The organism is Halothece sp. PCC 7418 (assembly GCF_000317635.1).
Lineage (GTDB): Bacteria > Cyanobacteriota > Cyanobacteriia > Cyanobacteriales > Rubidibacteraceae > Halothece.
In genome coordinates, this window is sequence record NC_019779.1 from 3,582,524 (window position 1) to 3,603,072 (window position 20,549).

The following is a 20,549-nucleotide window of genomic DNA, read 5'->3' on the forward strand; positions in this document are numbered from 1 at the left end:
ACGATCGCGCAACTTTTTAAGATCCCATCTGCGCCAAATTCCAATCGGGTCGTAAATCCTGAGCATGACGCAGATAGGGGTGAACAATTTCCCAGTTGGGGTTTGCCGTATTCACATGAATTAAAAAGCGAATACAACGGGATAAACTGCCTTCAACGTGCATCTGTTGCACATCCAGCAGGGCTACATTATCCCAATTGGGTCGTTCTCGTGCAATACTTGCGGGAAAAGTCGCATCTAAGTCACGGGTTGTGGTGAAAACCGCACTAATGATGTCACTCGGATCGAGGTGATTTCGAGCTTCTAGTTCGTCGAGCAGTTCGGTGACTGCTTCTCGGATTGCTTCTACCGTATTTGCTGAAGCTGTTGTTGCCCCACGAATTGCTCGCACTTTCCACTCCACCACGAAGTTTCCTCCCTTTTTTGCTTGAGTTTGCTCATTTAATTAGTTTCCCCCATTTTAAGGGCGATAAAGCCATAACGGTTGTCCGTTGGTTGCTAGTTCAAATTCTAGCCAATCTGTTGCCGTTTTCCAGGTAAGATTTGTATCACTTTGATTCTGACCTGGTAAAAATCGTTGTAGGGGAGATTTATTTTCTCCAATGGTGACACATTTCGTCTTATCTGGATCTAAATCAACCAATTCAGCAAGCCAACGTCTTGCGTCTTCTTCACTCCCCAAACGATCAACTACCCCTAATTCTTGAGCTTGTTCGCCCGTAAAAATGCGTCCATCAGCAAAACTTTGTACCGTTTCTAAGCTGAGGCTGCGAGCTTCCGCAACAGTGCGGACAAACTGATGATAGCTGGTATCAATGAGAGCTTGCAAAATATGTTTTTCCTCGTCCGTGAGTTCTCGATCAAAAGACAAAATATCTTTATAGGGGCCTGATTTAATCACCTTAAAGGAGACCCCTACTTTGTCGAGGAGTCGTTCTAAATTGTTCCCACGGAGAATAACACCAATACTCCCCGTGATCGTGCCTGGGTTAGCGACTATTTTTTCCGCCCCCATCCCCACATACACCCCTCCAGACGCTGAGATATTACCAAAGCTGGCGACAATTTTCATCTTGTCTTGTAATTTTCTCAGAGCACTGTAAATTTCTTGTGAATCTCCCACTGTTCCCCCTGGAGAGTCGATGCGTAACAGCAGGGCTTTCCATTTTTGTTCTTCTACTGTTTTGAGGGCTTTCAGGACTCGTTGGCGCGTTTCTGACGCGATCGCGCCTGTAATTTCAATCCGAGCAATTTTTTTCCTTCGTCGTTTCCCAATCAACCAAACCATAAATTTCTGCAACGCAATTTGAACCTCTTATTCTAACCTAAGCCAGTGAGCAGTTAGCAGTTACCAGTGACCAGTGACCAGTGACCAGTGACCAGTGACCAGTGACCAAAGAACCAAGAACCAAGAACCAAGAACCAATACTCAGTTTCTTAATAAAACTATACAATGAGGTGAGATATTGTCTGAAAGCTAGATCAAATGGAAGTAAAACTCAAACAACCGCAAACGTTCTTTTTTCCTTTAATCCTCATTGCGCCCTTCTTTTTATGGGGAACTGCAATGGTCGCCATGAAAGGGGTGATTCCGAATACGACACCGTTATTTTTAGCAGGGATGCGGATTTTACCAGCAGGATTATTAGTTCTCATCGCAGGAATAATATTTCAGCGTCCACAACCGCGAGGATGGCTAGCATGGGGATGGATTAGTTTGTTTGCGCTGGTTGATGGGGCTTTATTTCAAGGGTTTTTAGCGGAAGGCTTAGTGCGAACGGGGGCGGGAATCGGTTCGGTGATGATTGATACGCAGCCGTTAACCGTAGCGTTACTGTCTAGTTTATTATTCGGCGATCGCGTGGGCAAAATTGGCTGGATTGGACTGTTGTTGGGAATAATCGGCGTGAGTTTAATCGGTTTACCCGATGAATGGATTTGGCAAGGATTACAAGGGAATTTTGAGAATATAAAATTAAGTGGATCGGGTTTATTGGCGAGTGGGGAATGGCTGATGCTATTAGCGTCGCTTTCAATGGCGGTCGGAACTATTTTGATTCGCTATGTTTGTCATCATGCTGATGCGGTTATGGCGACAGGATGGCACATGATTTTAGGCGGAATTCCGTTATTTGTGTTATCAGGAATGGTCGAGACGCAGCAATGGCAAAATATTACTGTTGATGGTTGGATGGCGATTAGTTACGCCACTATTTTTGGTAGCGCGATCGCCTATGGATTATTTTTTTATCTGGCTTCTACTCGTAATTTAACCAGCTTTGCTGCATTAACTTTTTTAACCCCCGTTTTTGCTTTATTATTTGGTAATTTATTATTATCAGAAGAGTTAAGTCAACTGCAATGGAGTGGCGTGGGGTTAACGTTGATTAGTATTTATTTAATTAATCAGCGCGATCGGTTTGGATCGGTAAGGAGTGAAAAAGAATTTGAAATGAGTCAATCTGTCGTCACCAGTAAAGATTAAGTGTACCACTTCTCACTCTTACCAGATACATTCTTAATTTTTGTTATTGGTTCATTGTTCCTTGTTCTTGGGAGAATAACCAAATAACGAAGAACAAATAACGAAGAACAAATAATGGAGCAAAAAGAAGAATTTCAAGCAACCTATCAACGAGGAAAATTGGCGTTAGAACGAGGACGCTATAAAGAAAGTATTGAGGAGTTAGAACGGGCGAAAAAGCTCATCAATCCGCAGTCCAAATTAGGGGGAGAAGTACGCATTTGGTTAGTCAGTGCGTATCAAGCTGCGGGTCAAATCGAAAGCGCGATCGCGCTGTGTCAAGATTTAGCTAAACATCCCTCGGGAGAAATTCGCAAGCAAAGTGAGCGCATTCTCTACATCTTAAAAGCACCTGCTTTGAAGCGTCCTGATGAATGGTTAACCAAAATTCCAGACTTATCGAAACTTTCAGAAGAGGACAGTAAAACCAGTCAATATAAACCCGCAGGTCGGGTTAAACCACGCCCTCGAAAACTTCCAGAACCAGACCCCATTGATCCCAGTGAAATTAATCGCAAAGATAATAATTTTATTTGGGTGGCTTTAATTGGAATTATTCTTTTATTTTTAGTATTTCGGTAATGGTTTTTCTTCGGAAAATTCGATGAGTTGAAAGTCTTACTATCTGGTTGACTAACAAAACTTTTTCAACCTCTATTATATTGTAGGTTGGGTTAGACCCTTATGGGTGTTGGGTTTCGTTACCTCAACCCAACCTACCTTTTTGAACTGGTCACTGCTAGACATGGCTCATTGCTTCTGTTAAATGTTTTTCTAAGGTTGCTTGGGGAAGGGGTCCTTTTAAGTGCGACCAAGGAAGAATTTGATCCGTTTTCCAGTCTTGATGCACATAGTATTCTAGAGGGGGAAGTTGTCCTTTGAGTTCCTTAAAGGCGCGTTTATAACTACCAACAGAATCACCGTATTCGCGGGTGAGTTCAAGTAACGGGGTCAGTCTTCTATCACCACGAGAAATCAGAGCTTGAATGACCGACCAATTATAACTTTCGGGTCGAAAATCTATCCCGCGCGATCGTAGCTTTTTCTGTAAGGAATTAAGCCGTTTTTTGCTATCTTTATTCACCCCAAACCATTGAAATGGCGTGTGAGATTTCGGAACAAATGTCGAACACCCGAGGGTTAATTTTAACTTGGGTGCTACTTTTTTAATTGCTGACATCATCTCTACAGTTGCATCAATATCAGCTTCACTTTCCCCAGGAATTCCGACCATTCCATAAAGTTTTAGGGCTTTTAATCCCCCTGCTTGGGCGTTAATTGCAGCTTGAATAATTTCTTCATTTTGCAGTTTTTTATTAATCACTTCACGAACTTTTTCCGAACCACTTTCAACTGCAATTGTCAATGATTTTGCATCGCGACTGGCTAAAATTTGAGCAAACTTTTCTGTTACTGTATTCGTCCGTACCGAGGAAACGCTTAAACGGACATCATCATAATCGGGACGAGATAAATAGTTTAATAAGTTCTCAAACTCAGGATGTTGGGTCACTGAAGCCCCGAGTAATCCTAAGCGATTCGTTACTTTTAAACCCGCTTCAATCGCTGGAATCAGTGAACCTTCTAAACTCGCTTTTCGGAATGGTAAAGTAAGATAACTCGCTAAACAAAAGCGACACATTTCGGGACAACTCCGTACCACTTCCACCATATAAATATTTTCCCAAGCAGAATTTTCTGTAACAACAGTAGAAGCTGATAGTGTATTTCCGCGATAGGTTTGTTTTTCAACGGTTTCTGGAATCGTAGAATCTAGGGGAGAAATGTTATTAATATTTCCCTCTGGAGAATCGTAAGACACTTCATATAAACTCGGAACATAAATCCCCGGAACTTCAGCAAATGCTCTTAATTTTGTAGCGCGAGTTTCTCCTCTAACTTTTTGTGCGGTTGTAATTAAATTTGGTAGTAAATCTTCACCGTCTCCCAATAAAATGAGGTCAAAAAAAGCAGCAAACGGTTCTGGATTTGCGGTTAAAACCGGTCCCCCACCGAAAATAAGTGGATGTTCATCAGTTCTTTCTTCACTGTGTAGGGGAATAGCAAACGATTCTAAAAGATTGAGAATATTAATGTAGTCTAATTCCCAAGAAACCGAAAAGCCAAACAATTCGGGATTACGGGGTAAAGATTCATGAAGATCTGTAAAAACCCGACTCACCGCAACATCTTCGCGCTGGGCGAATGTTGACCAGATGACTTGATAGCCTAAACTGGTAATCCCGATGGTGTACGTATTAGGAAAAGCGTAAATAATCGGTAACGCATCACTATCAGGGGAAGCAGGGGTAAATAAGAGACGTTCTTGGGAAAAGACACTCACAGTAAAATCATTTTATATAAGGGGACTACTTTTGATCTTAACTAAGATGGGCTGAGGAGGAGTTGGGAGGAAGCGGAGAACAAAGAACAAAGAACAAAAAACAAATCCGATTTAACTGTGAACAAACTCGGAACTGATACTAATAATAACAAATGACCGTCTTGCCAGTTTGCCCCGAAAGCGGTACGCTCTAAACCATCCTAAACAATTTACCGTTACATTCAACAGTCAAAAATGGTCGCAGTCGCAGTTTTAGCAGCGGGACGGGGCACCCGCATGAAATCCAGTCTTCCCAAAGTGTTACATCCTTTAGGGGGAAAGTCGATGCTAGAGAGAGTGTTAGACAGTTGTGCCTTAATCGAACCCTCGCGGTATTTGGTGATTGTTGGCTACGCAGCAGAAGAAGTGAAGACAAGTCTCAAGCATTGGGATCATGTCGAATTTGTTTTACAAGAACAGCAATTGGGGACAGGTCACGCCGTTCAACAGCTACTTCCCGCATTAAAAGGAAGTGATGAGGATGTCTTGATTCTCAACGGCGATGTGCCTCTTTTACGTCAGGAAACGCTGCAGCAACTACTAGACACCCATCAAACGAATCAGAATGCTGCGACCTTACTGACAGCACAACTGGAAAATCCCCAAGGCTATGGACGAGTGTTCTGCGATGACAAAAATCAAGTTCAAGAAATTATCGAAGATCGCGACTGTACCCCAGAACAAAAACGCAATCAACGAATTAATGCGGGGGTGTATTGTTTGAATTGGCAAAAGTTAGCAGAGATCTTACCCCATCTCTCGGCGGAAAATGACCAGAAAGAGTATTATCTGACAGATGTGTTTACGTCTTTGTCACCCGTGATGGCGATGGACGTGGCGGATGTGAAAGAAATTAGCGGGATTAATCATCGCAAACATCTTGCGGATGCTTACACGACTTTACAACAACGGATTAAAGATAAGTGGTTGATGGCGGGGGTCACTTTAATTGACCCTGATAGCATTACCATTGACGAAACAGTAGAGTTATCTCCTGATGTGACCATTGAACCGCAAACCCATCTCCGAGGGAACACCGTCATTGCTTCTGGTTGTCGAATTGGTCCAGGCAGTATGATTGAAAATAGCCAATTGGGAGAACAGGTCACGGTTTTCTATTCTGTTTTAACTGATAGTACCGTCGAAGCGGGAACTCGCATTGGCCCCTATGCCCATCTGCGGGGACAAGCCAGAGTGGGGTCAGGCTGTCGGGTGGGGAATTTTGTAGAAATGAAGAATACCCAACTCGGAGAAGGCTGCAATGTGGCGCATTTATCTTATCTTGGGGATGCGACCTTGGGTACAAAGGTCAATGTTGGTGCTGGAACGATTACAGCAAATTATGATGGAGTGCATAAACATCAAACTCACATTGGAAATTATTCTAAAACTGGATCGAATACTGTTCTGGTTGCACCCGTGAGACTGGGAGATGAAGTGACTGTTGCTGCGGGATCGGTCGTAACAGAAGATGTTCCTACCGATGCGCTGGTCATTGCGCGATCGCGCCAAGTGGTCAAACCAGGCTGGCGATTAAACAGTGACGAGTAACTCAATCGTCCTCTTCCAGAAGCAAAAGGACGATCCCTGTCCGCTTAAACCCTCACCGTTGCTTGCAATAAGCCTTGAAATAAGTTGAAGCCATCAGTTGAGCCTAAAATTGCATCAGAAGCGCGTTCAGGGTGAGGCATCATTCCTAACACATTCCCGCTTTTATTGGTAATTCCTGCAATATTATTTAATGAACCGTTGGGGTTACTTGCGTCTGTGATTTCTCCCTGAGCATTGCAGTAACGGAATAACACTTGTCCATTCTCTTCTAATGATTTTAAGGTATCGGCTTCGGCAAAATATCGCCCTTCTCCGTGGGCGATGGGCAGGGTGATCACACTTTTTTCAGAATAGTTTTGTGTCCAAAGCGATCGCGCAGTTTCGATTTTTAACGGCACGCGATCGCAGATAAAATGGAGGTCTCGATTGCGAATCAAGGCCCCAGGCAGCAAGCCCACTTCTGTCAAAATTTGAAAGCCATTACAAATGCCTAAAACGAGTTTTCCTTTTGCAGCATGATCTTGGACGGCTTTCATGATGGGAGAAAATTGCGCGATCGCGCCACAACGTAAATAATCGCCATAACTAAACCCACCTGGAAGAATCATCACATCAAGATCAGCAATGTCGGTTTCCTGATGCCACACCAGTCTTGTCGGTTGCTTTAATAAATCTTGTGTCACATAAGCGACATCGCGATCGCAGTTTGATCCTGGAAAGACAACAACGCCAAACTTCATTTTTATCCTCCCACCGTTGTTGCCAACTGTTTCAACTCAAAGGAATAATTTTCAATGACGGGATTTGCCAATAACTGATCACACATCTGATCCACTTGTTGTCGGGCTAATTCCTCATTTTCGGTTGTCACCGTTAACTCAATATATTTTCCAATTCTCACAGATTCTACCCCCGTATAGCCATGTTGCTGCAAACCCGAAGCAACTGCTGTTCCTGCTGGATCAAGCACAGACGGACGTAAGGTAACATAGATTTGGGCTTTATAGGTTTGTTGACTCACTGTTTTTTTCTCGAACCACCGCATTCCTAGAGTACAACATCCTGATCCGTGTATGCTTACACCTAAAACTGCAACTTGCTAATTCTAATGACTGCCCAACGTAATCGTTCCCAAAAACAGGTTCTCAATCTCCTTCAAAAATTGAATTCTCCGCTTTCGGCTCAACAAATTTATGTGGAATTACGCCAACGGGAGCAACCCCTTGGTCTGGCGACAGTGTATCGCGCTCTTGATGCTCTAAAACTAGAAGGGGCGGTACAAGCCCGCACCCTTCCCACAGGAGAATCTTTATATGAATCGATCGAGCATGATCAACATTACCTGACTTGTCTCAACTGTGGTCAGTCCTTTCCCATTTCAGAATGTCCTGTGCATGACTTGGAAAAGGACTTAGAAACCTCCCATCAGTTTCAAGTGTTTTACCACAGCTTAGAGTTTTTTGGCTTATGTCAGCACTGTCAAACGCTTAAGAATTAGCTGTTTTGAGCAATATAGTCTTGAATAAACTGTTTTAGAGGTGGCTTACTATCAATCATTGTAAATCCTGCTTGTCGGGCTTCTTCTAATACGGTTTCTGCACTTTTTCCTTGACGAGCGCCCATATACGCTAAGACCATGACACCTGCACGGAGCGCACTGCCACAATGAACTAAGGCGGGTTTTGGGAGTTCATCCAATTGATTCACTACATGATCCGCTACGTTGCCGATTTCACTTGGAGAAACGGGAATATGGGCATAGTGTAACCCTGCATCTTGGGCTGCGTTTTGATTATCAATAAATCCTTGTTCTCCTGGCATCCGTAGGTTAACCACGGCTTGATATCCAGCTTCTTTCGCACTTTGGAGTTGTTCGGGAGTAATTTGTCCCGCGATCGCAAATTCTGAAGACAAAGTAATAATGTTATTCATGTTTACTTTATTTTTATAACTAACCAGTAAAATCTTAGCAATTTTGTCAAAAATCACCATCTCACTCACTAGAATTTTCATTCCTTAAGGAATCACAGTTTCTACTGATAGGAAATATGTCAATTAATCAGACTAATTCAAGTATTTTCACAGACGATTTCACAGGGTATGTATGTTAAATTTTACTCACATTTTGGCTACTCAAATCACGATATAACCATGAGTGATCATGAACTTTCCAACTCATCTGAGTTCCTTGCCACAGAACAAGTAACGGGACAAATCCACGATTCTTTTCAGCTTTTGAAAGACTTATCGAATCGGAGTGGAGTCTTAGAAGTTTTCAGAGGAGATGTTAACTGGATTATTTATCTCAAAAGGGGTCAAATCCAGTTTGCTTCTATGTCAGTTCAATCTTTAGAAGAGTTAGATTATCATCTTCACTATCTTGGCTGCAAAAAAGCAAGAGAAGGCTTGAGAACAGCAAAATCTGTGGAAACAACACAACATTCCTTAGCAGATATGCCCCTAGACAGTATCATTCACTGGCTAGGAAGAGAGGAGTTTCTAAATGCGAAACAAATCTCTCAAGTCACTGAAAAATTGAGTCGAGAGGCTCTAGAACCTTTATTGTGGCTTCAAGAGGGTGAATATAGCTGGCAGGAAAGTGAATCGACAGAACCTTTAATCTCAATTGTACCGCATCCCCAGTTAGCAACTTTAATCGAAGAGTTTCGTGATCGTCTAGCGTCTTGGCAAAAACTCGTCGATAAAATTGGTTCTCCTCATCAACGTCCCTATTTTTTTAATCAGCGCGCGGTTGATAGTGCATCTAATCCTAACATAGCGAAACTTTCCAAACTAATGCGGGGATATAGCATCCACCAGTTAGCCATTTACATCAAACAAGATGAAATTAAGTTAGCTCGAATGCTTTATCCTTACATTGGGAGGGGAGAAATCTTTTTACGAGAGCCGAAATCTGCTTGGCGACAGCTTCCGACACTTCCTAAACTTGTGAAGCCAGAAACGCAAAATCAAATCAGTTCTCGGGCTAGTGCCTATGAGAAAACAATTAAAATTGCTTGCGTTGATGATAGCCCGACCATTTTGCGAGAAGTGCAGCGTTTATTGGGAGATGATAAATACGAGATTACAAAAATCGAAAACCCAATTGAAGCTGCTGCTATTTTGTTTCGGATTCAACCAGATTTAGTCTTGATGGATATTTCTATGCCGGAAATTAACGGTTATAAGCTGTGTAGTTTACTAAGAAATAGTAATGCTTTATCGGAAGTGCCAATTATTATGGTCACTAGCCGAACGGGAGTCATTGATAAAGTTAGAGCCAAAACTGTGGGAGCAACTGATTATCTAACGAAACCGTTTACGAAAGCGAGTCTCTTACAAGTGGTAGAAAAACATCTCAGTTGATGTCATTTCACGTTGATTGATCTTTAAATTCATGAGGACAACCAGGTTGTCGTTTTGCCTCTAAATAATCAGCAATTAATTCTTGTAAGCGGTCTTTTCCAAAAGAGCGATAATGTCCAGGAAATACTGCTTCTACTGCAACCTTTTGTAACCGTCGGTAGGTTTCTTGATAAATGGTCGGGTCACTCCCTGGCAGTTGATCAAGTAGCTCGCCATCGTAAACCACATCTCCAGAAAAAAGTTCTTTTTTAATAGGATCATAAAGTGCGATCGCGCCAGGGGAATGTCCTGGTAAATGGAGCACTTCAAAAGCACGATTTCCCAAATCAATGACATCTCCGTTTTCCAAAACTTGAGTCGCTTCAACTCCTCGAAATGTATATTGGCTTGCTGTAAATCCAGAATAAGGAAGTTCGGTAAAATGTTCATCCAAAATCCAGTGAAGGGAAGGATCAGTGAGGGTGGCAATTTTATCACCCGAACATAAAGCCTTTGCTTCTGCTTCATGAATGGCGCGATCTTCAAATTCATGTAGCCCTCCTGCATGATCAAAATGAACATGAGAGGCAACAGCAAGGAGGGGTTTATCAATAAGAGAAGCCAGATGTTGGCGCAAACTTGCTACTCCTAAACCAGTATCAATTAAAAGATCTTGTGTTTCTCCTTTGATGAACCAAATATTAGCGCGATTCCACTCCCAATAATAGATTTCATTAATACAAAGCAATTCATCAGTAATTCTACGGGTGGCAAACCAAGAGTGACAAACTTTTTTTTGAGGTTTCATAAGCGGAAAGCGATTATTAATGGGATCAACTTAACCCCGATTCATAAATTACTTAGAATTTTAACAAATCGGCATACAAATCAGAAAGTTAACCTGCTATAATCTAACATTAAAGTTGATGATTGGTGATCATTACACATAGGGTTTTAAATTATGACTTCTGGGCGGTATTTCTCACGTAGGCGAGCCTTACAACTAATGGCTGGAGTAACTGGTGGATTATTGATTCATGCTTGTAATAACCAGAATCAAACCGAATCAAATACTGGGACTACGTCTATTTCCTTAGCAGGTAATATTTGGATTGGGTTTACGCCAATGTTTATTGCACAGGAAAAAGGTTTTTTTGCTGATAGGAACATAGTTGTAGATTTTTTGGGATTTGATACAACTGCGGATTCTAATGCTGCTTTTTTAGCGGATCAAGTCAATGCTGCTGCTCCAATTAGCTCAGAACTGATTTCTTTAGTAGCTCAAGATCAAAATCTTCGCGTTGTTCTCATTGAAGATTTGTCAGTGGGAGGTGATGGTATCCTCGCTGATAACACAATTGAAAGTATTGAAGACTTTAGAGGGAAACAAATTGCAGTTGAGAAAGGAACAGTCAGTTACTTTTTCTTGTTACAGGTTTTAAAAGACTTTGGTTTATCACCATCTGATGTGACATTTCTAAATGCTAATCCTTCTGCTGCTGCTGCAGCTTATCAAGCGAATAATGTTGATATTGCCGTTACCTATGCTCCTTATTTACAACAAGCTAATGAAGCCCGAAGCAATGGACGCATTATTTACGATTCGTCACAAAAACCCACTGCGATTACTGACCTCTATATTTTTGATACCGAATTTATCGAAGAAAATCCCCAAGCTGTTCAGAGTTTTGTAGAGGGAGTTTTTCAGGGGATCGACTTCTTAGAAAACAATGCCGAAGAAGGATTAGAAATTGCAGCACGAAAACTACAAATTTCCCCAGATGCTCTAGCTGCTGATTTAAAGGGAATTGAACTGCCCAAAGCACAAAGGAACTTAGAAATGCTTGGTAATCCTCAAAGTGATATTTATTTAGGGAAATCTTTAAATAACTTAGCCCAACTTGTTGCTGAGCAGGGTGAAGTGCAAAATATACCAACAAATATAGAACAATTTCTAGAACCTCGGTTTGTTGAAGCAGCCATGAATAGTTAAAACATTTAATGAAAATATTTTCTTTAAACCAAAGGCATCAGGTATATTTCAGATGACACAGTTTGTTTCCAAAAATCAGCGTCACTTAAAACCTTCTGTATTTTGGAGTATTCGTCAAGGATTTCCAAAGTGGTTAGATTTAACTCTCACTGTAACTGCCTTAGTGATTCCTTTGCTCTTATGGTGTCTTCTTAGCTACGGTGGTTTTGTTGATTCCCGCTTTTTACCTGCTCCAACTACTGTCCTCCAAGCAGGAATTCAAATGCTCACAGAAGGAGAATTACTAACTGATATTTTAGCCAGTTCTGGTCGGGTTCTAGCCGGATTTTTTTTAGCAGCAGTAATCGGTATTCCCATTGGTATTGCCAGTGGAACGTTCTACAGTATGGAAAGTCTGTTTGGATCTTTTATTGGCGTCGTGCGTTATATGCCTGTTGCTGCCTTTATGCCTCTCATTGTACTTTGGGTAGGATTAGGAGAACCAGCTAAAATTTTGATTGTTTTTCTAGGAGTTATTTTCTACAACGCAATTATGATTGCTGATACAGTAAAATTTATTCCCAGTGAAATGTTAAATACTGCCTATACTTTGGGAGCAAATCGTAAAGATCTACTGTGGCGCGTTATTTTACCTGCAAGTTTGCCCGGAATTTTTGATACACTCCGAGTCAATATTGCTGGAGCATGGAACTTTTTGGTTATTTCAGAATTGATTGCAGCGCAGAATGGGTTAGGCTTCAAAATTGTTTACTACCAACGATTTTTACAAACTGATCGAGTTTTATTTTGTATTCTTATCATCGGTTTAATTGGTCTTACCCTTGATTATTTCTTTAAACTTTTGGCTCGTTTAACCTTACCTTGGGCAGAAAGCACTTCTAACTGAGCTTTAATTGCGAAATATAATTGAGCCATTACATTAAGGAGAGAGCCGATGAAATTACAAAATTGTCAGGATGCTGCTCTGTTAGTCATTGATTTACAAGCTGATATTTTTACGGGAGGACCATTAAAGGTGGTTGGTGCAGAAGAGGTTCTTCCAAAGGCAGAACAAGCTCTTGCAACCGCCCGATCTTTAAAAATCCCGATTATCCATACCAAAGAAGTTCATCGTAAGGAGAAAGTTGACTTTGGACGAGAGCTAGACGGAGCAGAACCGCTACATTGTCTAGAAACTTGGTCAGGAACTGATTTTTATCCCTCTTTAGCTCCTCAAGAAGGAGAATATACGATTGCTAAGCGTCGGTATAGTTGTTTTTTTGCTACAGATTTGGAAATTTTATTAAAGGGTTTAAATGTCAAAACATTAATTTTAATGGGAGCTTTAACTAATGTTTGTGTTCACTATACTGCTGTAGATGCTCATCAACATGATTACCATTTTTATGTTCTTGAAAATTGTTGTATTGGTGCTGACTGGGAGGCTCATGAAGCCGCCCTCAAAGCGATGGCTTACTTACAGAGAGACTCTCGAATTAGTCTCAAAGACTTTATCAATCTCAAAATGTATTCTGTTTTAAAAAAATAATTCTATTTCTTATGTTAAACCAAGAATCTCAACAAGAGAAACAGTTTGATTCTTTTTCGACACCTAAGTTAGTTGTTGATAATTTATCAAAAATATTTAAGGAAAAAAAACAAACTCTTACTGTCCTTGAAAAAATTAATCTCCATCTGTTTCCAAATGAGTTAGTTTGTTTAGTCGGTCCATCGGGTTGTGGTAAGTCAACCCTCCTTAATATCATTGCGGGTCTAGTTTCTCCAACGAAGGGATCTGTTTTCATTGATGGAGAAGTTGTATTTGGACCAGGGGCAGATCGAGGAATGATTTTCCAAAATTATACACTGTATCCTTGGTTAACAGTTGCTCAAAATATTGCTTTTGGCTTATATTTAAAAAAAATGTCAAAATTTGAACAGAAACAGCGAGTGCATTATTACTTGAATATTATTGGCTTATCTGATTTTGCAAATACTTACCCGAAAGATCTTTCAGGAGGAATGAAACAACGAGTTGCCATTGCTCGTGCTTTAGCAAATGAGCCAGATGTTCTGTTAATGGATGAACCTTTTGGGGCACTTGATGCACAAACAAAAGAGCAGTTACAAGAATTTTTGATGCAATTATGGGAGCAAACAAAAATCACAATTTTAATGGTAACTCATGATATTGAAGAGGCAATTTTTTTATCGCAAAGACTTTATATCTTAGCGACTCAACCAGGTCGGATAAAAAGAGAAATTGGAATTAATTTACCTATCAACAGATCTCTTGATTTGAAGTTGACTCCAGAATTTATAGAAAGAAAACGCGATGTTCTAAACACCCTACGTTAAGATTTATTTTTTTGAGCATTATTTGAGCATTATTTGAGCATTAATGGTTGGCTTGATTAGATTTAATCATTAATAATATTACCAGTCAAAAAAAACTAAAATTTGATGCAAATGAGGAAAAAAGTATGAAAAACATATTAGTCGTTGATGATATTCAATCGGAAGTACAGCTAATCAAAAGTTATTTAGAAAAAGGCGGATATACTGTCACAACAGCCCTCAGTGGTGCTGAAGCTTTAGAACAAGTAAGCCAACAATGTCCTGATGTGATTGTTGCTGATTTAGTGATGCCCGAAATGAGTGGTCTTGAACTATGTCGGAAACTCAAGAAAAATCCAGAAACGGCTGAGATTCCGATCATTGCTTGCACAACAAAAGATCGACAGGTAGATCAAAAGTGGGCAACCAAACAAGGAGTTGCTGTTTATTTGGTGAAGCCTTGTACTCAAGAACAAATGATCGAAGCGGTTGAATCAGTAACTGCTTAAGCTGATGAAAAATACAAGCACAACGGAACGGTTACAAGAACTTCTTCCTAAACTCTTTAGCAGCGATCGCGCTGAGGGAGAGCGTTATTTGTTATTTCGGATGACATCAGATTTGCAAGTTGCCATTAGCCTCGATCAAGTTTGGGAAGCAACAACGTTATCGGCAACAGCCATTACACCAATTCCTCAAATGCCACCTTGGATTTTGGGATGGACAAATGGGCGCGATCGTGTATTTTGTCTCATTGCACTTGCGGAGTTTTTAGGATTAGAACAGGTCAAAAAAATTCCGCAATACTATCCGATAATTATCGTGCAATTACCGAGTCAAAAAGGTAATTTTCAGCAAAGACTTTTAGGTTTAAGCGTTCATCGTATTGTCCGTACGCTACGGATTCAGCAAGAAGAAATTGTCTCGCCAGTTGGGGAGTTTCCACAAGTATTAACGCCCTATCTCCAAGGTTATTTCCAATCAGAGCAAGAACCGATTGCAATTCTTAATTTAGAGGCAATTGCCCATCAAATTCAACAACAGATTCAGTTTAAATCATAAGATAGAAAGAATAAAAATCATGACTCAATTAAAGGATTCCAAGGCAAATAAATCTCTTGCAAGAAGTAATTCCAAGCAAGAGAGTAACCGATCAGGATCAGCACGGCAACACGCCTTTTCTTCTCCGAAAAAAGCCAACCGATTATGGATTCAATTATTATGGAGAGTCTTACCAATTGTGGTCTTACCAATGACTGTAGCAGCAGGAGCAGGATGGTGGATTATTCATGAAAATATTGAAAATCAATATCGAACGCGCTTACGAGAACACTCGTTATTAGCAGCAGAGTCAATGAGAGAACGGTTATCGGGTCTCTTAGAAACCCCAGAGAGGCTGGCCAATAATCCCTTAGTCGTGGAATCAGTGCGTGAAGGGAGTGACCAAGTCATCACTGAAAATCTTAATGCTCTATCCGTTGAAGAGTTAGAGAAGCAATTTAATGAGACCAAGAGGCTTCAAGTTAACCCAATTTTAAGCAATTATGTGAAGCAACTAGCGGGTGCTGAAAGTATTGGTGAAATTATTATTACCGAACAAAATGGTTTGAATGTTGCTTACAGCCAAGTAACATCAGATTTTGTGCAGAGGGATGAAACTTGGTGGCAGAATGGTCAAACTCAAGAACAATTGATCGGAGACTTAGAGTATGATGCCTCAACGGGTAAAGTTTTAATGCAGATTACACAGAGGATTCAATCTTCTGAGACAGATGAATTTTTGGGTATAGTGCGGGTGGGATTTCCTCGTTCCACTTTTCAGGTGGTGGATGTTTACTTAGAACAAGCAAGTCTTTTAGAAACAGGACAAGTGCAAGTTTTAAATACGTCCCTCAGTCAAGTCTTAGTAACGGTGACTCAACAAGGGGCTTTAGTGCGCGATCGCGTGGAAGGAGGAGAGGCGATTATTGATGCTGGGCAAATTCTAGTCGATACCTTAGATGACCCAGAATCAAAACTAGAGGCTGCAAAAGAGCGTCTGCAAGGAGAATATAACCTGGAAAATCTTGAATCTGATTTTTACGTGGGAGAAACCGGTGATCCCATTGCTCGTTTTAGTTTTAGCTATGAGGGACGAACCTACGAAATGACCACCATTCCAAGAACAGACTGGGTCAGCATTTCGTCCGTCGATCATCAAATCTTGGCCAATGCGGGAAACGAATTGATTACTGTATTCGCTCTAGTGGGTTCACTTCTGGGTGTCGCAGCAGTGGGACTAACGTTTACTTTAGCTCGTGGCTTAGCCTCTCCTCTCACCAATGTATCAGAAGCAGCATTCCGAGCAGCTTCAGGTAATCTTTCCGCAAGAGCAGAACCTCAAGGAAGTTATGAAACCCAAATTCTTGCACAAAGTTACAACAACCTGGTTGAGCGAGTCCAACAACTCCTGAAAGAACAAGAAGAAAGTGTCGAACAACAACGACAACAACGGGAAGAACTAGAAGAAGAAGTGGCGCGGTTAATGACTGATATTGAACAAGCTGCCGATGGCGATTTAACCGTGCGGGCGCAGTTGATGGAAGGAGATATTGGAATTGTTGCAGACTTGTTTAATGCGGTGGTAGAGAACTTGCAAGACACGGCGCAACAAGTAAAAGTTGCTGCCAGTCGAGTGAGTTCTTCTCTGGGAGACAATGAGCAAGAAATTCGGGAAGTTGCTGAGGGCGCGATCGCCGAAGCCGAAGAAATTCAAGAGACACTCAACTCGGTCGAAGCGATGAACCGTTCTATTCAAGAAGTGGCAAAAAATGCCCAAAAAGCAGCCAGCATTGCTAATACTGCCCTTTTCACCGCCCAAGAAGGGAATCAAGCCATGGATCAAACCGTAGAAAGTATTCAAAGTTTACGGGCTACTGTCGGTGAAACCTCCAAAAAAATGAAACAAATGGGAGAATCAGCCCAAAAGATTTCGCAGGTGGTTTCTCTCATTGATGAAATTTCCTTAAAAACCAGCTTACTGGCGATTAATGCCAGTGTGGAAGCCCACCGTGCTGGGGAATTAGGACAAGGCTTTACGGCGGTTGCAGAACAGGTGGAAGCCTTAGCGGAACAATCGGCATCTGCAGCGAAAGAGATTGCTCAAATTGTTGCCACCATTCAAAATGAAACCCAAGAAGCCATTGAAACCATGGAACAAGGCACGTCTGAGGTGGTTGAAAGTAGCCGTTCCGTAGAAGAAACAAAAGCCCGCCTAGCGGAAGTGGTTGCGCGTTCCGAAGAAATTAATAATCTCATGCAGTCGATTTCTGATTCCACGGTATCCCAAGCCGAAACTTCACAAGCGGTCTCACGACTGATGGAACAAGTGACCGCATCTTCGCAAAAACGTTCGGAAACCTCAAAAGAAGTTGCTGAGGCAATTCAAGAAACCGCCCAAGTGGCACAAAGTCTAGAAGCCTCCGTAGAACAGTTCAAGGTGGAGAAGTAAGATATGGATAGCGAAGCACAAGCGAGACAGGATTTTCTTGAAGAAGCCATTGAATATTGTGATCAGCTAGAGTCAGCCCTTTTAGGAATTGCGGAACAAGGGGTTGATTTAAAAGAATTTGATGCAGCAGCCAGGGCAGCCCATTCCATTAAAGGGGGGGCTGCGATGATGGGGTTTGGTGCGCTCAGTCGCACCGCTCATGCTCTGGAAGATTACCTGAAAATTTTGCAGGCGCGTTTTCAACAGGTAGAAGTCAATACGGAGTTAGAAACTTTTTTACTGCGAGGAGTCGATTGTTTACGGGCAATTGGTGACCAATATCGTCAAGGTCAGCCCCCACAACCAGACTGGTTAGAGCAACAAACAACAAGCATTTTTGACCCCCTGCGGGAACGGTTAGGCGAATTAACCGAGGCAGATGAAACTGCATTACTCTCGAAAGAAGAAGATGCTGATGTTGCTGATTTGCTTTTTGGCACTGGGGTGGAAGAGACTTTAGAGCGATTAAAAGAACAATTGACGCTGCTTTCTCCTAAAGAATTGACAGTTGCTTTAAAAAATACCAGCGAGGAATTAGCGGATTTTGGACGGATGATTGAGTGTGAGCCGTTTGTGGGCTTATGTGAGTCGGTTCAGCAGCATTTAAATGAGAGTCCTTTAGAACAGGTAAAATCTTTAACGCGCAGCGCGATCGCGCAATGGGAACGCTCACAAGCCCTGATTCAACTCGGTCGTCAAGAACATCTCTCCCCTCAACTCGACACCAGTGAAGTGGTTTCTGAGGAAATGGAAAACTGGGAAATTCCTGATTTTGATGATTTCGATCTATCCAGTTTTGAAGATCTCGAAGCCGTTGCAGCAGAAGAAAACTGGGAGATTCCTGATTTTGACGCTTTAGACATCCCTGAAGCATCAGAGGAGGAAATGGCAACGGTTACTCCAAGTTTATCTGAGAAGCCAGAAGAAACGGTAAGCGAAACCTCTCAACCACAAATTGAAGAACTCCCTGTTCCCACCCAACGCGAAGAGAGTACCGTCAGGGTTTCTGTGGAACAACTCGCTCGCATCAATACCCTCTTTAGTCGTTTAATTCTAGAACGGGAATTACTCAACTCTCGTCTCTCGGAGTTGGAAGAGTTTGTAAATCTCAGTAAATCAAGAACTCAGCAACTAGAGCAAGCCAACACACAACTGCGAAAATGGTATGACAAATTAAATTATGAACGGGTAACCGTTTCTAACACGCCCAGTCTGGAAACGGAAGACTTCGACACCCTAGAAATGGATCGCTACAGTGACTTGCACGTTCTCTTCCAAGAACAAATGGAAACCATTGTTCAGTTACAGGAAGTAACCAGTGACCTAGAAGTCAGTTCCCGAGAAGTTAACCAAGCCATGGGGGAATTAAATTTTACCACCAGCGATTTACAACGAGGGATTACTAGAGTACAAACCCGCCCTTTTTCCGAAGCAGTGAAAGGATTCCGACGGGTGATTCGAGATTTGTCGGTTCAGTATGATAAACCCGTTACCATTGAAATTCAGGGAGAAAATACACTCATCGATCGCGCTGCGTTTGAAGCCCTATCCGCCCCCTTAAATCACCTCCTCCGTAATGCCTTTGACCATGGGATTGAAGACCCTCAAACTCGCCTCCAGCAAGGGAAACCAGAGCAAGGCAAAATCACCCTGAATGCGGTCAATCAGGGGAATAAAACCATGATTTCCATTAGCGATGATGGCGGTGGGATTAATCGCGACAAAATTAAAGCGCGTTTGCAGGAAATGGGCGTGACCCCCTCTGAAATCGAACAATTCAGCGATCAAAAACTTCTCGACTCCATTTTTACCCCTGGCTTTTCCACCGCCGAACGGGTGACAGAATTATCAGGGCGTGGCGTGGGCATGGACGTAGTTCGCACCAACTTAGAAAAAATTCGCGGTGACGTTCATGTGGATACAAAATTGGGCGCGGGAACAACCTTTAGAATCAGTTTTCCGCTCTCGGTTTCCATTGCGCGGGTTACAATCGTGGAAAGTGCTGGGCTGGTGTTTGCCCTTCCTGTGGAAATGGTGAAAGCCTTTGCGCCCTTCGATGCCGAAGCCGAAGCTACAGGAGAAATCCTCTGGAATGGCGCGATCGTCCCGATCACCAGTTTAGAGGCTTGGTCACGGTTTAATCGTCCTGTGAAACCTTTTGTCATGAGAGGAACTGCAACGCTCGATCGCGCTACCGTCTTAATTGTCAATTATCGGGGATCATGGCAAGGGCTGCGGGTAGATCGCTTCTGGCAAGAGCAAGAAGTCGCATTGCGTAGCGTTGACAGTCCTCTTCCCTTACCGCCTGGGGTAACAGGTGCGACAGTTTTAGGAGATGGTCGTCCGATTCCGCTAGTTGATCCAGTACAACTTCTCAACTGGTTTCAACAACCCCACACAGAAACTGAAGCCCCTTCTGATGTCGCCTCTCCCGATCAGACCATGGAGACAGACACCATTCTCATCATTGACGACTCAATTCATGTCCGCCGTTATCTCGCCTTAGCCTTAGAAAAAGCGGGCTATCAAGTCGAACAAGCCAAAGATGGACAAGAAGCGGTGGATAAAGTTTTCAGTGGCTTACCCATCAAAGCAGCCATCTGTGATATTGAAATGCCTCGTCTGGATGGTTACGGGGTTTTAGGAGAAATCAAAAATCATCCCGAGTTTAAACAGTTACCGATTGCGATGTTAACCTCTCGGGGAAATGAGAAACACCGCAAACTAGCGATAAAGTTAGGCGCGTCTGCTTACTTCTCTAAACCCTACAACGAGCAAGAGTTACTCAGCACCCTTGCCACCATGATAAATGAACGGATCCCCAGCGCGTAGGGCTCTAGAGAGTGACTGGGGTTGACCGATAATAGCAGCATTCAAGTCCCGTCCTTCTAGGACGGTTTCATCAGTC

At 42.2% G+C, this 20,549-nt stretch carries 20 protein-coding genes; 13 read left to right on the forward strand and 7 right to left on the reverse strand.

Translation table 11 applies throughout. The features are described 5' to 3' along the window. Positions 1 to 16: 16 nt before the first annotated feature. Positions 17 to 406 (reverse strand): chorismate mutase, encoded by a 390-nt coding sequence (gene aroH / locus PCC7418_RS16425; protein ID WP_015227312.1) that lies wholly within the window; start codon positions 404 to 406, stop codon positions 17 to 19. A gap of 54 nt (positions 407 to 460) precedes the next feature. Continuing rightward, positions 461 to 1,288 (reverse strand): signal peptide peptidase SppA, encoded by an 828-nt coding sequence (gene sppA, locus PCC7418_RS16430; RefSeq protein ID WP_015227313.1) that lies wholly within the window; start codon positions 1,286 to 1,288, stop codon positions 461 to 463. 198 nt (positions 1,289 to 1,486) lie between these two features. On the opposite strand from sppA, the gene PCC7418_RS16435 reads away from it, so the two are divergent. Both PCC7418_RS16435 and PCC7418_RS16440 read left to right on the forward strand, forming a co-directional pair. Continuing rightward, positions 1,487 to 2,485 (forward strand): DMT family transporter, encoded by a 999-nt coding sequence (locus PCC7418_RS16435; RefSeq protein WP_015227314.1) that lies wholly within the window; start codon positions 1,487 to 1,489, stop codon positions 2,483 to 2,485. 114 nt (positions 2,486 to 2,599) lie between these two features. Beyond that, a complete protein-coding gene (locus PCC7418_RS16440) occupies positions 2,600 to 3,106 on the forward strand; it encodes a hypothetical protein (RefSeq protein ID WP_015227315.1) in 507 nt (168 codons plus the stop codon). Between the two features lie 157 nt (positions 3,107 to 3,263). Here PCC7418_RS16440 and PCC7418_RS16445 read toward each other — a convergent pair whose 3' ends face one another. Next, entirely contained in the window at positions 3,264 to 4,868 is a 1,605-nt protein-coding gene (locus PCC7418_RS16445) for a radical SAM protein (protein WP_015227316.1), read from the reverse strand. A 234-nt stretch (positions 4,869 to 5,102) separates the two neighbouring features. Here PCC7418_RS16445 and glmU point away from each other — a divergent pair, with 234 nt between their 5' ends. Beyond that, positions 5,103 to 6,458: a bifunctional UDP-N-acetylglucosamine diphosphorylase/glucosamine-1-phosphate N-acetyltransferase GlmU gene (gene glmU, locus PCC7418_RS16450; protein ID WP_015227317.1), complete on the forward strand. Its 1,356-nt coding sequence runs from the start codon at positions 5,103 to 5,105 to the stop codon at positions 6,456 to 6,458. 44 nt (positions 6,459 to 6,502) lie between these two features. Here the strand turns inward: glmU and purQ are convergent, their stop codons facing one another. Further along, complete coding sequence (purQ, locus tag PCC7418_RS16455) at positions 6,503 to 7,198, reverse strand: phosphoribosylformylglycinamidine synthase subunit PurQ (RefSeq protein WP_015227318.1); 696 nt, start codon at positions 7,196 to 7,198, stop codon at positions 6,503 to 6,505. A gap of 2 nt (positions 7,199 to 7,200) precedes the next feature. Continuing rightward, positions 7,201 to 7,503 carry a phosphoribosylformylglycinamidine synthase subunit PurS gene (purS, locus tag PCC7418_RS16460; RefSeq protein ID WP_015227319.1) on the reverse strand — a complete coding sequence of 101 codons (303 nt, stop codon included), beginning with the start codon at positions 7,501 to 7,503 and terminating at the stop codon, positions 7,201 to 7,203. 63 nt (positions 7,504 to 7,566) lie between these two features. On the opposite strand from purS, the gene PCC7418_RS16465 reads away from it, so the two are divergent. Beyond that, positions 7,567 to 7,956 (forward strand): Fur family transcriptional regulator, encoded by a 390-nt coding sequence (locus PCC7418_RS16465; RefSeq protein WP_015227320.1) that lies wholly within the window; start codon positions 7,567 to 7,569, stop codon positions 7,954 to 7,956. On the opposite strand, the gene PCC7418_RS16470 is transcribed toward PCC7418_RS16465, so the two are convergent. After that, positions 7,953 to 8,471: a beta-lactamase hydrolase domain-containing protein gene (locus PCC7418_RS16470; protein WP_015227321.1), complete on the reverse strand. Its 519-nt coding sequence runs from the start codon at positions 8,469 to 8,471 to the stop codon at positions 7,953 to 7,955. The genes PCC7418_RS16465 and PCC7418_RS16470 overlap by 4 nt on opposite strands. Positions 8,472 to 8,609: 138 nt before the next feature. Here PCC7418_RS16470 and PCC7418_RS16475 point away from each other — a divergent pair, with 138 nt between their 5' ends. Continuing rightward, positions 8,610 to 9,824 carry a response regulator gene (locus PCC7418_RS16475; RefSeq protein WP_015227322.1) on the forward strand — a complete coding sequence of 405 codons (1,215 nt, stop codon included), beginning with the start codon at positions 8,610 to 8,612 and terminating at the stop codon, positions 9,822 to 9,824. Positions 9,825 to 9,831: 7 nt separating this feature from the next. Here the strand turns inward: PCC7418_RS16475 and PCC7418_RS16480 are convergent, their stop codons facing one another. After that, complete coding sequence (locus PCC7418_RS16480) at positions 9,832 to 10,611, reverse strand: MBL fold metallo-hydrolase (RefSeq protein ID WP_015227323.1); 780 nt, start codon at positions 10,609 to 10,611, stop codon at positions 9,832 to 9,834. A gap of 198 nt (positions 10,612 to 10,809) precedes the next feature. On the opposite strand from PCC7418_RS16480, the gene PCC7418_RS16485 reads away from it, so the two are divergent. From PCC7418_RS16485 to PCC7418_RS16520, 8 genes are all read left to right on the forward strand, one after another. Next, positions 10,810 to 11,796 carry an ABC transporter substrate-binding protein gene (locus PCC7418_RS16485; protein WP_216086653.1) on the forward strand — a complete coding sequence of 329 codons (987 nt, stop codon included), beginning with the start codon at positions 10,810 to 10,812 and terminating at the stop codon, positions 11,794 to 11,796. A gap of 52 nt (positions 11,797 to 11,848) precedes the next feature. Continuing rightward, a complete protein-coding gene (locus PCC7418_RS16490; protein ID WP_015227325.1) occupies positions 11,849 to 12,682 on the forward strand; it encodes an ABC transporter permease in 834 nt (277 codons plus the stop codon). A gap of 48 nt (positions 12,683 to 12,730) precedes the next feature. Next, on the forward strand, positions 12,731 to 13,324 hold the full coding sequence (locus PCC7418_RS16495) for a cysteine hydrolase family protein (protein ID WP_015227326.1): 594 nt from the start codon (positions 12,731 to 12,733) through the stop codon (positions 13,322 to 13,324). A gap of 11 nt (positions 13,325 to 13,335) precedes the next feature. Beyond that, the gene (locus PCC7418_RS16500; RefSeq protein WP_015227327.1) at positions 13,336 to 14,133 is read left to right on the forward strand and encodes an ABC transporter ATP-binding protein; all 798 of its coding nucleotides are present in this window, start codon (positions 13,336 to 13,338) and stop codon (positions 14,131 to 14,133) included. Between the two features lie 125 nt (positions 14,134 to 14,258). After that, on the forward strand, positions 14,259 to 14,621 hold the full coding sequence (locus tag PCC7418_RS16505) for a response regulator (RefSeq protein ID WP_015227328.1): 363 nt from the start codon (positions 14,259 to 14,261) through the stop codon (positions 14,619 to 14,621). Positions 14,622 to 14,625: 4 nt separating this feature from the next. Further along, complete coding sequence (locus tag PCC7418_RS16510) at positions 14,626 to 15,174, forward strand: chemotaxis protein CheW (RefSeq protein ID WP_015227329.1); 549 nt, start codon at positions 14,626 to 14,628, stop codon at positions 15,172 to 15,174. 19 nt (positions 15,175 to 15,193) lie between these two features. Continuing rightward, positions 15,194 to 17,602, forward strand: coding sequence for a methyl-accepting chemotaxis protein (locus PCC7418_RS16515; RefSeq protein WP_015227330.1), 2,409 nt, complete (start codon positions 15,194 to 15,196; stop codon positions 17,600 to 17,602). 3 nt (positions 17,603 to 17,605) lie between these two features. Continuing rightward, positions 17,606 to 20,473 carry a hybrid sensor histidine kinase/response regulator gene (locus PCC7418_RS16520; protein WP_015227331.1) on the forward strand — a complete coding sequence of 956 codons (2,868 nt, stop codon included), beginning with the start codon at positions 17,606 to 17,608 and terminating at the stop codon, positions 20,471 to 20,473. Positions 20,474 to 20,549 lie beyond the last annotated feature (76 nt).

Bases quoted from the DNA above. Each gene is read 5' to 3' on its own strand.
- PCC7418_RS16490 (WP_015227325.1), top strand. From the start codon at position 11,849: ATGACACAGTTTGTTTCCAAAAATCAGCGTCACTTAAAACCTTCTGTA.
- glmU (WP_015227317.1), top strand. From the start codon at position 5,103: ATGGTCGCAGTCGCAGTTTTAGCAGCGGGACGGGGCACCCGCATGAAA.
- PCC7418_RS16480 (WP_015227323.1), bottom strand. From the start codon at position 10,611: ATGAAACCTCAAAAAAAAGTTTGTCACTCTTGGTTTGCCACCCGTAGA.
- PCC7418_RS16440 (WP_015227315.1), top strand. From the start codon at position 2,600: ATGGAGCAAAAAGAAGAATTTCAAGCAACCTATCAACGAGGAAAATTG.
- PCC7418_RS16510 (WP_015227329.1), top strand. From the start codon at position 14,626: ATGAAAAATACAAGCACAACGGAACGGTTACAAGAACTTCTTCCTAAA.
- PCC7418_RS16435 (WP_015227314.1), top strand. From the start codon at position 1,487: ATGGAAGTAAAACTCAAACAACCGCAAACGTTCTTTTTTCCTTTAATC.
- PCC7418_RS16495 (WP_015227326.1), top strand. From the start codon at position 12,731: ATGAAATTACAAAATTGTCAGGATGCTGCTCTGTTAGTCATTGATTTA.
- PCC7418_RS16520 (WP_015227331.1), top strand. From the start codon at position 17,606: ATGGATAGCGAAGCACAAGCGAGACAGGATTTTCTTGAAGAAGCCATT.
- purS (WP_015227319.1), bottom strand. From the start codon at position 7,503: ATGCGGTGGTTCGAGAAAAAAACAGTGAGTCAACAAACCTATAAAGCC.
- PCC7418_RS16485 (WP_216086653.1), top strand. From the start codon at position 10,810: ATGGCTGGAGTAACTGGTGGATTATTGATTCATGCTTGTAATAACCAG.
- PCC7418_RS16475 (WP_015227322.1), top strand. From the start codon at position 8,610: ATGAGTGATCATGAACTTTCCAACTCATCTGAGTTCCTTGCCACAGAA.
- PCC7418_RS16470 (WP_015227321.1), bottom strand. From the start codon at position 8,471: ATGAAAATTCTAGTGAGTGAGATGGTGATTTTTGACAAAATTGCTAAG.
- sppA (WP_015227313.1), bottom strand. From the start codon at position 1,288: ATGGTTTGGTTGATTGGGAAACGACGAAGGAAAAAAATTGCTCGGATT.
- PCC7418_RS16465 (WP_015227320.1), top strand. From the start codon at position 7,567: ATGACTGCCCAACGTAATCGTTCCCAAAAACAGGTTCTCAATCTCCTT.
- PCC7418_RS16500 (WP_015227327.1), top strand. From the start codon at position 13,336: ATGTTAAACCAAGAATCTCAACAAGAGAAACAGTTTGATTCTTTTTCG.
- purQ (WP_015227318.1), bottom strand. From the start codon at position 7,198: ATGAAGTTTGGCGTTGTTGTCTTTCCAGGATCAAACTGCGATCGCGAT.
- PCC7418_RS16515 (WP_015227330.1), top strand. From the start codon at position 15,194: ATGACTCAATTAAAGGATTCCAAGGCAAATAAATCTCTTGCAAGAAGT.
- PCC7418_RS16505 (WP_015227328.1), top strand. From the start codon at position 14,259: ATGAAAAACATATTAGTCGTTGATGATATTCAATCGGAAGTACAGCTA.